Annotated in this window: 1 pseudogene; it reads left to right on the forward strand. The window is 40.7% G+C overall.

Annotated features, from left to right (window positions below):
- Positions 1-353 (forward strand): annotated as a pseudogene (locus BJU60_RS14835) (hypothetical protein); the annotation flags it as partial.
- Between the last annotated feature and the right edge of the window lie 239 nt (positions 354-592).

A 592-nucleotide genomic window follows, 5' to 3' on the forward strand; every position in this document is an offset into this window, starting at 1 on the left:
TAGAACAGATGTTCAAAGCCTTTTATGTGGATGTCTCTTCCTACCCAAGCGGACACACAGCATTTCTACAAGGGCTCCTAAGTCAATATGCGGCGAAAAGAGAAATCATCATTCTCGGAAAAAACGGCGACCCTCAAAAAGAACAGCTTTTACAGGTGCTTCAAAAACGCTTCGTTCCATTTGATATCATATTGACTGCCGAAACAGGGAAAGAATTAGCGAAGCTCGCGCCCTTTACAAAAGATTACAAAACAATCGATGGCAAAACCACCGTGTATATTTGTGAAAATTACAGCTGCCGCCAGCCAATCACCGATATCGACGAAGTGATGGAACAATTATTCCACAATTGAGTTTGTCATGAGATGACTATGAGAAGACAAAATGAGGACAAACAGATAAAAAACATGTCAATCCGCTAACAAATTGTCTGTACGGTTTTATTTTTCCTAAAAAACGGTTAGAATGCGCACTAGACGTTCTCATACCGAAGGGAGAGAAAATGATGAAAAAGGTATCATACACACTCATCGCTTGTTTGTTATCTGTTGGACTTGCAGCCTGCTCGTCAAACGATGCCAAACAAGATAAG

Source organism: Exiguobacterium aurantiacum, assembly GCF_001766415.1.
GTDB classification, from domain to species: Bacteria; Bacillota; Bacilli; order Exiguobacteriales; family Exiguobacteriaceae; genus Exiguobacterium; species Exiguobacterium aurantiacum_A.